Below are 16,066 nucleotides of genomic sequence, written 5' to 3'. Positions count from 1 at the left end.
AAAAATCTGTTAACCTAAAAAAAAGTATGATAGGATGTTTTAAAACGATGTCGTTCTGCTCATTAAAAGATGAATGAACGTAACAATTACGATATAATAGGACCATTCACGATTCGTTTAAAATTTGGACATACGGGAGAACTTACTATGACTAATAGAGAACAACATATACCGGTTCATTTGCTATCAGGCTTTCTTGGGAGCGGGAAAACCACATTACTCAGAAGATTGTTAGAGTATTACACTGCGCAAGGCATGAAGCCTGCGGTCATTATGAATGAGCTGGGCGATATCAATCTGGATGGTCAACTTGTGGGGGATGAAGTGCCGATGGCAGAAATGCTAAGCGGCTGTATCTGCTGTACGATGCGGGGTGATTTGGGGATGGAAATAAGTGTGCTCATAAATGAGCATCAGCCTGATGTTATTTTCATCGAATCAACGGGTGCTGCAAATCCGATGGAAACGCTCGACGGGATTACGGAGGCGGCGATGTACAAGGCGATTGATCTTCGCAGCGTCATTACAGTAGTTGATGGTCCTGAACTGTTGATGAGGAGCCGGGACGGGAAGGGACGTACGTTCAAACTGATGTTGGAGCAAATAAAGTGCGCTACGATTTTGCTGTTGAATAAGGCGGACAAGCTGGAGCCGGATCAGCTAGTGGAGGCGCAGCAGCAGCTGCGAGAGTTAAATGCTCATGCTCAGATTATAGCTACCGTTCGCTGTGCGATTGACGATTGGAGCTGGCTTGAGTCGGAATCGTCTGGAAATTCCAGTCAGCAGGCAAACGTAGATGCGAGTAATGAAGCAGGCGAAATGTACCGCCAGGCTGCCTCGCATGATCATGATGAAGGCGAAGTGTGCCCGCCAGGCTGCAACCACTCGCATGACCATAAGCACGCTGACCATCACCACTCACATGACCATGTTATGGTTGTGACGCATTATTGGCGCGGACCGGTAAGCAGTGAGGCGTTCGAGTCTTTGCTGCAAAGGCTGCCTGCTAACATTTACCGGGCAAAGGGAATTGTGACGTTTACGGATGCGCCCAGCCGTTTTCTTTTTCAATATGCATATAAGGAATCTGATTTCATGAGAATTGATCCGCAGGGACATGTAAACGATGTGGCGGTATTTATCGGGGAGCACTTTTCTAAGGATTGGCTGCTGCAGGAGTTGGAGCTTCTAGAGCGAGCTTTGAATATAGAGACGCAGGGTTAAAGAGGCTTATTGAAGGGATATGTCGAAAATTGCCATTATTATGTCTATTCCTGTGAATGCTTGGGCAAAATAGTGCTGACGAGGCATTCTATAACCTCTGCATCATGAATGGAAAGGTGTGGCAACAAATGATTAGAAAATGGTTTATTCCCATTGCAGCTCTAACCGTGCTGTTCTCGGTCGCTCCCGTATGGGCAGCGAAATCGATAACCGCTTTGCCTAATGCTTCACTAGTAGTTCAGCACCCTAAAGAGTCTGATGTGGACCAAGAGCATAAGCATTACAAAGGGAAAATGACGCGCAAGGATTTTGAAGCTTATCGGTTAGAGAAGCTGAAGGAAATAGCGGCCTATTTTGGAATTCAAGCCGATGGCAAGACAGCAGAACAGCTGAAGAAGGAAGTAGAAGCTGCGAAGCTGGCCAATAAAGATAAGTGGGAAGCTTTTAAAGCTGAGCATCAAGCTAAGCGGCTGGAGCATTTGCGTGAAATAGCCAAAGAGCATGGCATAAAGACTGAGGGCAAAACATCTGAGCAGCTGCGGGAAGAGCTTTATAAGCTTCACGGCGGCAAGGGCAAACGTCCTCATCGCTTGGAGGATCATGACCGCAGTAAAGAAGACAACGAAGTGAAACAAAAGGACAAGCAAAATCAAGTATAAGTGTGCAATTCAAACGTCGCTTCAGTCTTGGACTGAGGCGGCGTTTTTTGCATTTGAAAAACAAGGATAGATTAGGAGTTTAATGTCGAATGATATAAGGTTATTATCCTATTTTTAGCATTGTGTTTGGGTCAAAATGTCAAGTATACTAGAATCGTATCATAATTTGACATATTACGTCGATTTTTCTTACTCCGACTACAAGGGGCTTATAGATGAGATGAGAAAGATTAGATTAAGCATCGCTCAAAAGTTAATATATTCAATTGGCCTGCTTTTGATCCTCTCTTTTGGTTTATTGGTAACTGCTCACCTCTTCAAGCTTTATCATTCCAACCTGCGTGAAAGCGAGCTTCTTGCGCAAACGGAATCAACGGAATACATTAATCCTTTCACCAAAACGATGGATCAAACGATGGCTATGCTCTGGTCGCTTGAAGCAACCATGCAGCTGATGAATAAAGACCATCTACAGAATCGTGAATATATCGTGCAATTACTGAAGCAGAAGCTTAGCAAGCATCCTGATGTATTTGGTGTCTATACGTTGTGGGAGCCTAATGCGTATGACGGGAAAGATAGCTTTTACAAAAATAAAAACAACTATGACGATGCTACGGGACGCTTCATTCCTTATGTCGTTCGCATGGATGAATCACTTCAGGTACTGGCACTTGAGAATTACGAGGATAAGGAGAAAGGGAGCTATTATCAAACTCCTAAGCTTACCAAATCATTTTCACTTATTGAGCCGTATCTTTATAGTGTTGATGGCAGTTCTATTATGATGATATCGCTTGTGCTGCCTATATTGAACGATCAGAATGAGTTTTTAGGTATAGTAGGGGCGGATATTTCACTTGAATCGGTTCAAAAGCAGATTGAAGCTTTTCGACCGTTAGGCGGATACGCCAGTATTATTACGCCAAATAATCATTATTTGGCTAATGGCATAGATTCCGGACTTGTTAATGATCCTTATCAGCTTTGGTCTACTATGGAAGAGCTTGAAGCGTTAAAAGGAACGGAGTCGAAGCTTGTCTATACGCAGGCAGCAAGCGGCAAAGATACCGTGTTGCGAATGTTTCAACCGATTCATATTGATAATGTACTCTTGCATATCGAGACAGTCATTCCAAAAAAAAATATGCTGTCTAATTACTATAAAAGTTTATGGGAATCTATATTTATCATAGGAATTGCATTGTTTTTGTTGACGATCATGATCATTATACTCGTGAGGAGAATCATCTTAGTTAATATTTATAAGGTTATTCAGGCAACCGCAGCAGCGGCTAATAGCGGAGAAATGCGGCAGCTACGCATACAAACGAATGACGAATTTGAATATATGGCGAATCATTTTAATTATATGCTCACTCAGCGTAAGGAAGCGGAGCGCGTAATTGAATACCAATCGTCTCATGATTTATTGACAGGGCTGCCCAACCGTTATGCATATCACCGTTATATGGCAGGGAAAGCAGCAGAGCGTCATAAGCTGCGGGGGCATTTTGCATTACTCTTCATCGACCTTGACCGATTCAAAATGATCAACGATATGCTTGACCATACAAGGAGTGATCAATTGCTTCTAAGGATGGCAGAGCGAATTATATTAAATGTTGGCGACTCCGGCAAAGTATTCCGCTTCGGAGGAGACGAATATATTGTGCTTCTCGAACAAGTAACCAATCTCCATGCAGCGATGAACAAAGCAGAATCGATTTTGTCCGTTATTTCCGAGCCGATGGGGCTTGAGGATCGGATGTTTTATATGACGGCAAGCATCGGAATGAGCATGCAGTATGAATGGACGCCAGCGACGGCAGACAAACTTGTGAAGGAAGCGGGCATTGCGATGTACGTAGCTAAGAAAGAGCGAAATACTTGCAAACTATATTCCCCTTTAATAAATGATGTTACGCAGAAGGAGCTTGTTCTTGAGAGCAGTATGTTAAAAGCACTAGAGCTGGGTCAATTTATACTCTATTACCAGCCGAAGGTCGATTTAGAGAGTGGAGCTATTTATGGGGCAGAAGCATTGATTCGATGGAATCATCCGGAGTTTGGAATGGTTTCACCGCTTGATTTCATCCCGCTTGCGGAGAAAACTGGTTTTATTATTTCTCTAGGGGAATGGGTGCTATATACAGCCTGCCAGCAAATCAGCGAGTGGGAGCGGATGGGACTGCCGCCGCTTTCGGTGAGTGTGAATATGTCGATGATACAATTCCAACAGAAACAAATCGTCCATACCATTGAAAGAATCATTTTGGATGCGGGAATTCAGCCTCATCAGATTGAGCTTGAAATTACGGAGACGATTTTTATGGACAATGCTGCACATACGATCCATACATTGCAAGAGCTTCAGGGGATTGGTGTGAAGCTGTCTCTTGATGATTTCGGCACGGGCTATTCGTCACTCAGCTATTTGCAAAATATTCCGCTGCATACGTTGAAAATCGATAAATCTTTTATTAGTGGCATCGTAGATGATTATAAGAAACAAATGATTTTCAAATCGCTAGTCGTCATCGCACATAACTTGAATTTGAAGGTTGTTACCGAGGGTGTCGAGACGGAGGAGGAGCTGCGGATCATTTGCGACCATCATTGTGATGCGGTTCAAGGGTATATTTATAGTCCTCCTGTTCCCGCACCAAGGTTTGTACAGCTTTTTATAGAACATAATAAAGAAGCTTAATGGACATACCGTCTCCCGTTTAACGTGGAGGCGGTTTTTTTGCTTGTGGATTTTACAAACGTCTGCTAAACTATAAATAGTTATTTAGTAAAATTATTAACTAAAATAGAGGTGCGGAATGGCGACGATTAAAGATATTGCGCAGGAAGCAGGAGTTTCATCTGCTACCGTATCTAGAGTTCTGAACAATGATGTTACTTTGGGAGTCAGTGAGGAAACGCGAACACGTATATTTAATATTGCTGAGCAGCTGCAATATAAGCCGTCCAGGCTGCGAAGAATGAAGAAAGAAGAGCAGCTCTCGCGTCAGCAAATCGGTTTGCTGATATGGCCGACGCTGGAGGATGAGCATGAGGATCCATATTTCTACTCTATTCGCAAAGGAATAGAAACACGCTGCGAGGAGCTTGGTATTAACATTGTTAAAGTTCTTCGAGGCAGCAGCCATGTAGAGATACAGTCATTAAACGAGCTGGATGGCGTTATCGTTGTAGGCACGATTAATGATGCGGATGTCAACCAATTGTATAGTAACAGAAATCGTATCGTCTTCATCAACCATTCATGTGAGCTGGACGAGTATGACACTGTAAAGCTGCATTTTGAGCAAGCAACCCGAGCAGTTATTACGCATCTGCGAGAACTAGGGCATGAAAAAATAGGTTATATAGGCGGAAACGAATATATTCATCGGCTAAATCGTCAGCATGAGGGTATAGAGTGCGACGAATCGCGGCGCGTTTTCTTTGAGAAAGCGATGCGTGAGCTGGGTCTTTATGATGAAAGCTATGTAGTAAAAACCCATTGGACGTCAAACAGCGGATATGAAGCGATGAATCAAATGCTTGAGGAAGGCTCTCGACCGACAGCTTGTTTTGTAGCAAGTGATCCGATGGCCGTTGGTGTGCTGCGGTCATTGCATGAGCATGGTCTTCGGGTACCTGAGGATATGGCGATTGTTGGCTTTGATGACATAGAAATATCTGCATTTTTGAATCCGCCGCTTACTACTGTCCGCGCACATACGGAGCAAATGGGCAGGTCGGCGGTACAACTGCTGCTTGAGAGAATGGAAGGGCGCGAGGCGGCTGTTCATATGACGATCAACACGACGTTGATCGTACGGGAAAGCTGCGGCAGCGCATTAAAGTAATAGAGGTCGTCTTAACGCTTACGAAGTAGTTTTTTAACAAAAACTTAATTGCCAACGCTTACGAAGTAGTTTTTTAACAAAAACTTTTAGGAGGGTTTTATTTTGACTATTCTATATGATGAACAGCGTTCGTTATTTCACTTGCAGGCGAAGGATACTAGTTACGTTATCCATATTACGAAGACAGGTTATCCTGCACATGTTTATTGGGGCAAAAAAATTCGCGGTGTACAAATGGACCGTCTATTTGAAATTAAAGAAAGAGCGTCCTTCACACCTAGCACAGAGCTGGATCAGCTCGAATTGTCGCTAGATACGCTTCCGCATGAGTATCCTGCTTATGGAAACTCGGATTTCAGGATGCCTGCATTCCAAGTCAAACTGGCTAATGGAACGACAATATCGGATCTGCGTTATGATTCGTATAAGATCATCGTTGGGAAACCGGCGCTTGATGGATTGCCAGCAACGTATGTAGAAAACGACTCCGAAGCACAAACGCTTGAGATCACGTTGAAAGATGAACTGATAGGCTTATCTGTTATTTTGTCGTATACCGTATTTGAAGATTATGATGCCATTACTCGATCAGCTAGAATCGTCAACAATGGAACAGATAATCTCGAATTGCAGCGTGCATTCAGCATGAGTCTAGATTTTGCTCATGACAACTTTGAAATGCTGCAGCTTTCGGGTACTTGGATTCGTGAGCGTCATATTCATAAGCGCAAGCTTGTGCCAGGTCTGCAATCGATTGAGAGCCGCAGAGGTTCGAGCAGTCATATGCAAAATCCGTTTGTCGCATTGCTTTCGGAGGGCTCAACAGAGGATCATGGTGATGTTTACGGGGTGAACCTTGTATACAGCGGTAATTTTTCAGCGGGTGTCGAGGTGGATCAATTCCATGCAGCAAGACTTTTCATTGGTATGAATCCCTTCGACTTTAACTGGAGATTAGAGCCTGGCGAGCAATTCCAAACACCGGAAGCGGTAATGATTCATTCCGAGCATGGTCTTGGCGGCATGTCGCGCAGCTTCCATGATTTGTACCGTTCCCGCCTAATTCGTGGAACATTCCGAGATCAAACGCGCCCGATTCTAGTGAACAACTGGGAAGCGACTTATTTTACATTTAACGCAGATAAAATTGAGGATATTGCTCGTGCGGGCAAGGAGCTTGGCATAGAGCTGTTCGTACTGGATGATGGCTGGTTTGGCAAACGTGACAACGACAAGACCTCGCTTGGCGATTGGTTCGTTGACCGTAACAAGCTGCCAAATGGCTTAGAGGATTTAGTTAGCCGAGTGAAGCGTCTTGATATGCAATTCGGTTTATGGTTCGAGCCAGAGATGATTTCCCCTGAAAGCGAGCTGTATAAGGCGCATCCGGATTGGTGTTTGCATGTAGAAGGCCGCAGAAGGACACAAGCGAGAAATCAACTCATTCTTGATCTATCGCGTAAGGATGTGCAAGAATACATCGTGAAGTCGATTTCAGATATTTTATCGAGTTCGCCAATAACTTATGTCAAATGGGATATGAACCGTAATATGACGGAGATTGGTTCCGCGCTGCTGCCTGCGGAGCGTCAACGTGAGACGGCTCATCGCTATATGTTAGGCCTTTATTCCGTGCTTGAACAAATCACGTCTGCGTTCCCAGACGTGTTGTTTGAAAGCTGCTCCGGCGGCGGAGGCCGCTTCGACGCAGGTATGCTTTATTACATGCCGCAAACTTGGACAAGCGATAACTCAGATGCGGTATCCCGTCTGAAAATACAATACGGAACAAGTATTGTTTATCCTGTTAGCTCTATGGGCGCTCACGTATCAGCAGTGCCTAATCATCAAGTTGGGCGTATTACGTCGCTTGAGACAAGAGGAAATGTTGCGTTGTCTGGAAACTTTGGTTACGAGCTTGATCTGACTCAATTTACTGAGGTAGAGAAAGAAGAGGTTAAACAGCAGGTTGCTCTTTATAAGGATGTACGCCACCTTGTGCAATTTGGGGACTTCTATCGCCTGCTTAGCCCGTTTGAGGGAAATGACACGGCATGGATGTTCGTTTCCAAAGACAAAAAAGAAGCCTTTGTTGTGTTCGCTACCGTCCTGCAAGAGCCGAATCCGAAGCTTAATCGTTTCTGCCTAAAAGGTCTTGATCCGAACCGTGATTACAAGCTGCTTGGTGAAGACAAGATTTACGGCGGTGATCAGCTGCTTCATGCTGGCCTTGCAACACCGCAATTTTTCGGTGACTATGCAAGCAAGGTATACCGTTTCCTAGCAGTAGAGTAAACACGAATCAGTTTAAGGTTATTAAAGAAAAAAGGTGCTGTAGAATTCAACTTCTGCAGCACCTTCTTTTTGTTACTTATAAATGGATTAGCTCATAGAAGATGTGGCTGCTCCAGCAATGAAAAACACGAAAATAACAATGTAAATAGCAAGAACGATAGCTGCCCAAATCAAGGATGCTTTGAAGTAGTTTTTCTTAGTTGGGTTGCCTTCACCAAACGCCCACACAAACATCATGATAATATTTACAATCGGAATGATTAAAACGAGTGTGGTAAGCATCCACTCTTTAATTGATATGACGGGGGACATTGCCTGCTGCGATTGATTATCGTATCCTGGTACACCTGTATTAACTGGTGGTTTTTCATAATTATTCATTTTTTCTCTCCTCTGAGTTCGTATTTCTGTAACATTTTGGTCGCAAATTTATTATATGTATTCCCTTAATATTTACAACCATTGATGAGATTAAGTTATTATTTTGTCAGATATTGAGGATGAGTAACGAATTAGCATAAGGGTAGTTCGGTCAAGTGTGATAAATAAAGATGGCATAATAGCAACTGACTGGGGATATTAATATACATCGCGCATAGAAGGAGTGGCTGTGTTGTATTCCTGCGTAAGCGTGAGGACTTCGAGCAGTTATGCAAAGAGGAGGAGCATAATTAATGACTCTTCCTCTTTTTATATTAAACCAACTACTTTCATGAAAATGAAAGTAGTTGGTAATTAATCATGAAGACACAATAAGACCATCAAAAAGGAATAAAATTCTTAGTCAATTATAGCCTTATACCTTTCCATGTAAGATTATTTATTATTGCTTATTTTGATACTTTTTCTACCTCAGATATTTTCTCGTATTGTTTCACCACCCCCTCGAATTGCTTTGTAATATCATTAATAAGGGTTAGAATTGTCGCCGATATGACCAATTACACTAACAAATGTACAGTGTAAAGCTGCATTTACAAGTTTTAGACAGTTTGTCCTTTGCAAGCTATGCGTTAACCACAACATCTGCGGTCTGCCCACTACCGAATATTTTTAAGGATATGGTAAATGTTCGCTTTTAGAGATAAATATATATATTTTTAGGATACTCGATGTACAACTGAAAGTTTAACATTAAATCATTAGCATTGCTTATACTGCGATTAATGAACTTCATTTTTAAAGTGTTACATGATCCGCCAATCATCTGAAGGAAAAAGTTAGATCCATATTAATGGATGTGCAGCTTTTTGAACAAGGAAGTGAATTGTTAATTTTTTGCGTTTTTAAATTCACTGGTTTCCGAGGTATTATTTAAAAAATTATTGGAGGTACAACGAATGTCTTTCATGAAAAGGTTCAAAAAATCATTTCTATCACTACTCCTGATAGTCGCAGCATTTGTAGGCAGTACTGGCCTTGTCACTGTGCTTTTTCAGGAACAAAGCTCTGCAGCAGGTGAACAAAAATCTGCGTCAGATCCTATCTTTAGCTTTATGTCAATATCCGACATACATGACGATACGAATAAGCTTGCTAAGGCGTTAAAAGACTCTGTTGATCACAATGTCAGTGCAATAACTGTAGCTGGGGATATAACCAATTTTGGAATGGATAGTGAATATGACGCTGTCTTGAACACGATGAATGCAACAAATCATGCCCCTGTCTATTATACAATTGGAAACCACGAGTATGACTACAAAGATAGTTTCAGCGGTAACGAGAATAGATATTTAAAAAGAACAGGTATGCCGGGATTGTATTATGATAAGTGGATCGAAGGTTATCATTTCATTTTTTTAGGATCTGAGTCTCAAAACGTACAAACTATCTCCGAAGAGCAGTTCAGTTGGTTGGAGAGCACGCTAGCTCAAGATTCCGACCCTAGCAAACCGATTTTTCTGTTCGCACATCAACCATTAGAGCATACTGTATCAAAATCATATCATTCTGATAATTATCCTCAGAGATTTTTAGGACTTGAATTTAGGCAGCAGCAGAAAATACAGAATCTTTTGGCGAAATATCCGCAAAGTATTTTTGTAACAGGACATCTTCATGACGATATTAAATTGCAAGGTAATTTATATAGCAAAGAATTCTCAGCAGTAAGGGATGGAGCTATTGTAAGTAATCAGGGTTTAATAATTGATGTATACAGCGACAAGGTGCAAATGAGGGGCCGAGACTTCAGTTCCGCAACAGCAACAACAATATGGAATGGTACGGTGCAACTGAAGCCGAATACAACCGGCGTGTACGAAGCCGAAGATGGTGTATTCACTTACGCAACCTTGAACAATGACATCAATGTGTCTGGTGGCAAATACGTAAATATGAACGATGGAAGAGCATATTTGGACATGCTCAGGATTGACGGAGGGGCTTCAGGCGGCAAAAAAATATTGAAAATCAGATATGCTGCTGCTGCCAATGCTGTCAAGGGATTATATGTAAACGGAGGCAAGGTACAGACACTCAACTTGCCGGCTACCGGAGGAATGAGTTCCTATAATGATTATGCGGTAGCGATTGAGCTGGAGCCGGGCTCGAATAACAGCATCTCCCTTAAAGGCGATGGCAACGCAATAGGCGTGAACGTGGACAAATTCCAACTTGTGGAGAGCGTCAATGTCAGCACGATGTGGGGATTCAACAGCAATGGCAACGATAGTATTCCGAACGGGTTCCATACAACATTGAATGGAAGTGCTGCCTATGATACTACCAATAAAATGGAAGGTTCGGCTTCACTCAGCCTCAACGGTGCTGACGGCAATTATGCAAGTGCAGACCTTATATCGACAAAAATAGATGATGTAACCCTATCGGCTTGGGTGAAATGGAATGGCGCCACTTCAGGATCTCAGCAGATCTTGTCCAACGGCGATGGCCTATCCAATGGTTATTCCATCGTACTGGATCATGACCAGGGCGATAAGGTGTCCATTGCCATCAATGGGCAGACGATCCTTGGATCGCAGACTGCTTTGACGGCGGGCCAATGGACCAATATCACTGCAGCAAGTAGAAACGGTGTCTGGGAGCTCTATATCAATGGCAACGGCGTACCGGTAACCAATAATACAACAACAGCTGCTACACCTGCTACGGGAACTTATATAGGTGCAGACAGCAGCGGTAAACAAAGCTTCAATGGACGTATTGATGCTGTAAGGTTTTACAATCAAGCTTTATCTACAGATCAGATAATGGCAATTGCCAATGAGACTTCTGAAGTTGTACTGGCCAGCATCTCCATTACCAATCTGCCAACTAAGCGGAGTTATGCTATAGGTGAGAGAGTTGATATTAATGGTATGACAGTAGTTGGTACTTACAGCGACGGTTCTACAAAAAATATGAGCGTAAGTGTAGACAATGTAACGGGTTTTTACAGTGCAATTCAGGAAATAGGCCAGATAGTAACGGTCACAGCAGGGGGGAAAACTGCCAAATATACAGTAGATATAATAAAGCCCGAACTTATAATACCAGGCAGAGTGGAAGCTGAATATTATGATGCTACGTTTGGGCTTGGGATAGAGGACGCCTCGCCGCCGAGAAAGTATATATTATGGACGGATCAGGGAGATTGGTTGGACTACGATGTAAACGTGACAAGCTCAGGTAAATACACGGTAAATTATAATGTATCTTTAAATGCAGAAGGAGCAGCGGGCAGAGTCAATTTCCTTGTAGATGGCGTTTCGGCAAAAATAACATCGTTGCCATCAACGGGGGGGGCGCAGAATTGGAGAACTGTATCCGACAAGGTTTACTTAAGTGCCGGCAAGCACACCATAAGGATACAGGTAGATGCGGGTTGGCGGTGGAACCTTGACTGGTTTGAGTTATTGGAATCACCTCCAACGGATCTCATTAGCATCACAGCACCTGCCGACATAACAGGAGTGGCAATCGGAACGGCGAAGACAGCGGACGCCCTTGGATTGCCAAAGACAGTATCCTTGGCTACCGTTGCAGGCAGTGAGGATGCCAATGTGACTTGGAGTGTAGATGATTCAAACTATGATCCCTCTTTAAAGACTATACAAACCTTCAATGTAAATGGAACTGTAACACTGCCCGAAGGTGTGTTTAATCCGAATAATGTTGCTTTGACAACAAGCAATAGAGTAACGGTTAATAAGATCCCAGCGTGGAACGCCACAGTTACCGCTTCATCGTATTACAATGACAGTTATTCTCCCGACAAAGTGTTAGATGGCATCATAGGGCAACATACTATTGGCGAATGGGCGTCCAAGGGAGAACGGAATCCATGGATCCAGATGAATTGGCCGACGAATCAAACGTTCAACAAGATTATCTTCTATGATCGGCCGAACACAGGGGACTGGACGCCCGGCGGAACGCTTACCTTCAGCGACGGAAGCACTTTGACGGTTTCAGGAATCCCGAATGACGGGAGCCCTTATCCTATAACTTTCCCTGACAAGACGGTGACATGGGTCAAATTCCAGGTAACCGGTGGAAACGTGGGAAATAACGGTTTGTCGGAAATGGAATTATATGCGCCTGCAATGCCTGGGGTTCTCGAGAGCATCTCAGAGCCAGCAGCCATTACAGGATTGAGGAATGGTACAGACAAAACAGCAGAAGCCTTTGGATTGCCATCAATTGTACAACTGGTTACTGATGCAGGAAACGAACCTGCCAATGTGGTATGGGATGTAGGGGCATCATCGTATGATCCGTTGCTGAAGACGCAGCAAATCTTCAATATAGTAGGAACTGTTACTCTGCCTCCAGGCGTGTTAAATCCGAACAATGTAGAATTGACAACAAGCATCAGTGTGACAGTACTTCCAGAAATAACCAGTATTGCCATCACAACACCGCCGACAAAGTTGACTTACTTCGTAGGGGATAGTCTTGACATCAGCGGCATGGTCGTGACAGGTACTTACAGTGGCGGCTTAACTAGGCCAGAGAGCGTCACAGTTGCTAACGTAAGCGGATTTAACAGTTCTTTTCCTGCGGCCAGCCAGATACTGACGGTCACAGTTGGCGATAAAACAACTACTTTTTCAGTGAAAATAAAGCGCACTCCGATCCCAGAACCTCTGGCCTGGTGGAAGTTCGACGAAGGTACCGGTTCAACGGCTGGCGATTCATCGGGTAATGACAACAACGGAACGCTAATCAGCAATCCGACATGGACTACCGGCAAAGATGGCGGAGCCCTTCAATTTTCTGGCAACCGAGTTGAAGTGCCTGGCTCGAATCTTTCAACAAGTCTTTTGTATCAAGCAGGACGAACGACGTCGGGGATGACCGTAACCACTTGGTTTAAGACGAACTCGAAATCTACGACTAATGCTTCTATCTTGCGTTATAGCTCGCATCTGTCGGCACTTCAGTATTATGGCGGTGGCAATGCTCGCGTAGCCTATTGGCCAAGTGCGGGGTGCGGTAGTTACTGTAAGTATACGTATGCGATCAATTCATACGCCGATGATAATTGGCACCATTATGCAGCCTCTTACGATACAACGACTGGATTAAAAGTCTATATCGATGGTGTATACGTGCCGGGTGCAACAAATCCGAGTAACACAGGAATTTTGGGCGTCCCGACAGAGGTCTTCATGATGGGAGCAGGGCCAGGCAATATTGAACCCTATAATGGAGCGCTGGACGACGTTCGCGTATATAGTGTCGCGCTAAACCAAGACCAAGTAAAGCAAATCATGGGTCCCGTTACATTCATTTCTGTAAGTGGCGCAAACGGTGCGAATGAAATCTCAACCAAGAATGGCACACTGCAAATGCAGGCTGACGTTCTGCCCGAGAACGCAAACAATACCGTAACTTGGAGCGTCTACGATACCGATGGAATCTCGGCAACGGATAAAGCGACGATTGATGAGAATGGATTACTTACAGCGATAAAAGATGGATCAGTGATTGTAGTAGCGACAGCGACAGACGGCAGCGGTGTAAAAGGTGCTGCGACGATTACGATCAGCGGTCAGATGGAGCAGCAGCCTCAGGCTACTTTGACGGGTTCACAGCAGGTGAACGCTGGTCAAACATTTGATGTAAAGATGGGGTTGACCGGCGTAACCGAAAGTGTATACGAGCGAATGTATGCCCAAGATTTGACGCTGCATTATAATCCAGCGAATTTGCAATTCGATTCGGTTGCATCGCTGAAAGATGGATTCCAAGTCATTGACCAAAGGGAGATAGCACCGGGTCAAATTCGGATTATTGCTGCCAGCGTAGAAGCAAACCAAGGGGTACTTGCCGAAGGCGATTTACTGAATTTCAAATTTACAGCCAAATCTGCAGCGGAGGCAACGACAATTACAGTCGACAATGTTGAGATTGCCAATGCTGAGGGGAATGAGCTTCAGGTCGGCGGAGCCTCCCATGAAGTACAAATTAGTATACCTGTAGATAAATCACTCTTGAATGCTTCGATCACAAGCGCTCAGGTTAAGTACGATGCAGCAGTGGAAGGCAATGAGGACGGACTGTATGTGACTGGCTCCAAAGCGCTATTACAGTCGGCCATCGATGCAGCCAAGGCTGCAGCAAACAATTCGAATGCGACCCAACAGCAGGTGGATAGTGCGAAAGCCGCACTGGAAGAGGCAATGCAAGTGTTCGAAAGTAAGAAAATAACCGCAGATATCAATGGAGGCGGTGTCTCCATTGGTGACTTGGCTATGGTTGCAGCCGCTTATGGCAAAGAACAAGGTCAAGCGGGCTGGAATGAGAATGTGGATGTCAACCATGACGGCAAAGTAGACATTACAGACCTTGCTATTGTAGCCAAAGCGATCTTGCAATAATACACCGATTGAGGATTGATTGGCAATGAAATGGGGGGGGAGCTTATCTCCCCCTTTCGTCGTCGATATGGCCAGTTAGATTAACAAATGAAAAGTTCATTTTTTGTGATAATTGTACATATTTTTAGGAAATCCAATGTATAACTGAAAATTTAATATTAAGTCAATTGAACAGATGAATCGACTTCTCTTTGGATGACATTTCTACCGCGTTTGAATAAAGGCTTTGCTCTGAGGCAGATGTGACTAGGGGACCATTGACGCATTGAAAATGTCCATGGTACGCTAACCCCATATGTAAACAATTGGAGGGATACTCTTGATTGAAATTCGCTTATCGGTAGGTTATGACGAGTATGAAGAAGGCGTAAGGATGTCTGGTTTGATTGAAAAGCTAGCTTCCAGCGCAGATGGCGAGCAGCTGTCTATACTAACGATTGGCGATTGGGGTCAGGCGTATGAAAATTCTCCGGACAGCTTTCTAGAAACATTAATTACACATAAGGATTCATTTCCTAACTTAACGAAATTATTTATTGGGGATATGGGCTTTGAGGAATGTGAGGTATCCTGGATTAATCAGACGAATCTCTCGCCGTTGTTAACGGCATTTCCTAATTTGCAGTCCTTGTCCATCAAAGGCAGTCAAGACTTAAGTCTGCAGCCGCTAGTTCACGACAAGCTTCAAGAGTTGGTTATTATTTGCGGTGGACTTCCGAAGTCGGTCATTGAAGAAATAACGAGTGCGAAATTGCCGGAGCTAAAGAGGCTGGAGCTCTATTTGGGTGTAGATAATTACGGCTTTGACGGTGGAATTGAGGATGTGCTGCCGCTGTTAAAAGGGGATTTATTTCCGAAGCTTACCTATTTGGGACTGAAAGACAGCGAAATTCAAGACGAAATTGCGATAGCGATAGCAGATGCTCCTATTTTGGATCAACTGGATACACTTGATTTGTCCTACGGCACTTTAACCGATGAAGGCGGAAAGGCATTGCTTGAAAGTGAGCGTGTAAAGAAGCTGAAGCATCTTAACTTAAGCTATCACTATATGTCTGATGAACTTCTGCTTCGCTGGAAGCAATCGGGCTTATCGGTCGATGTAACGGATCAACAGGAAACGGATGAAGATGATTGGCGTTATCCGTTCCTTACTGAATAATGGACGATTTTTGTAACGACGGCAGCTTCGAAG

General features: G+C 43.8%; 8 protein-coding genes. 7 read left to right on the top strand and 1 reads right to left on the bottom strand.

Translation table 11 applies throughout. The features are described 5' to 3' along the window. Positions 1-147: 147 nt before the first annotated feature. From AC0YN6_RS23660 to AC0YN6_RS23640, 5 genes are all read left to right on the top strand, one after another. Positions 148-1,224: a CobW family GTP-binding protein gene (locus tag AC0YN6_RS23660; RefSeq protein WP_475749844.1), complete on the top strand. Its 1,077-nt coding sequence runs from the start codon at positions 148-150 to the stop codon at positions 1,222-1,224. Positions 1,225-1,352: 128 nt separating this feature from the next. After that, positions 1,353-1,883 (top strand): hypothetical protein, encoded by a 531-nt coding sequence (locus AC0YN6_RS23655; protein WP_475749843.1) that lies wholly within the window; start codon positions 1,353-1,355, stop codon positions 1,881-1,883. Positions 1,884-2,103: 220 nt separating this feature from the next. Next, complete coding sequence (locus tag AC0YN6_RS23650) at positions 2,104-4,593, top strand: bifunctional diguanylate cyclase/phosphodiesterase (protein ID WP_475749842.1); 2,490 nt, start codon at positions 2,104-2,106, stop codon at positions 4,591-4,593. Between the two features lie 118 nt (positions 4,594-4,711). Continuing rightward, positions 4,712-5,746, top strand: coding sequence for a LacI family DNA-binding transcriptional regulator (locus AC0YN6_RS23645; protein WP_475749841.1), 1,035 nt, complete (start codon positions 4,712-4,714; stop codon positions 5,744-5,746). Between the two features lie 102 nt (positions 5,747-5,848). Then, positions 5,849-8,041: an alpha-galactosidase gene (locus AC0YN6_RS23640; RefSeq protein ID WP_475749840.1), complete on the top strand. Its 2,193-nt coding sequence runs from the start codon at positions 5,849-5,851 to the stop codon at positions 8,039-8,041. Positions 8,042-8,128: 87 nt separating this feature from the next. On the opposite strand, the gene AC0YN6_RS23635 is transcribed toward AC0YN6_RS23640, so the two are convergent. Next, on the bottom strand, positions 8,129-8,422 hold the full coding sequence (locus AC0YN6_RS23635; protein ID WP_475749839.1) for a hypothetical protein: 294 nt from the start codon (positions 8,420-8,422) through the stop codon (positions 8,129-8,131). A gap of 959 nt (positions 8,423-9,381) precedes the next feature. On the opposite strand from AC0YN6_RS23635, the gene AC0YN6_RS23630 reads away from it, so the two are divergent. Continuing rightward, positions 9,382-14,871: a LamG-like jellyroll fold domain-containing protein gene (locus AC0YN6_RS23630; RefSeq protein WP_475749838.1), complete on the top strand. Its 5,490-nt coding sequence runs from the start codon at positions 9,382-9,384 to the stop codon at positions 14,869-14,871. A 322-nt stretch (positions 14,872-15,193) separates the two neighbouring features. Continuing rightward, positions 15,194-16,033 carry an STM4015 family protein gene (locus AC0YN6_RS23625; RefSeq protein ID WP_475749919.1) on the top strand — a complete coding sequence of 280 codons (840 nt, stop codon included), beginning with the start codon at positions 15,194-15,196 and terminating at the stop codon, positions 16,031-16,033. Positions 16,034-16,066 lie beyond the last annotated feature (33 nt).

The sequence above is a fragment of the Paenibacillus sp. J22P15 genome (assembly GCF_056269345.1).
The sequence above is the reverse complement of the archived record's forward strand: the minus strand, read 5'-3'. Positions and strand labels throughout refer to the sequence as shown.